Below are 235 nucleotides of genomic sequence, written 5' to 3' on the forward strand. Positions count from 1 at the left end.
CTCGGCGATCGACGGGTTCACCCGCCTGGCGTACACGGAGGCGCTGGAGGATGAGCGGGCGGTGACCACGATCGGGTTCTACTGCCGGGCCCGCGCGTTCTTCGCCGCTCACGGCATCACCGTGGACCGGGTGGTCACGGACAACGGGAACAACTACCGGGCCGTGGACTTCACCCGGAAGGTGGTCTCTCTCGGGGGCCGGCATCACCGGATCCGCCCCTACACCCCGCGCCAT

At 69.4% G+C, this 235-nt stretch carries 1 pseudogene; it reads left to right on the forward strand.

Features of this window, described 5'->3' with window-relative positions:
• Positions 1–235: pseudogene (locus ACUJ8O_RS11595) on the forward strand (IS481 family transposase); the annotation flags it as partial.

Source organism: Micrococcus sp. EWR3.9.1, assembly GCF_052615555.1.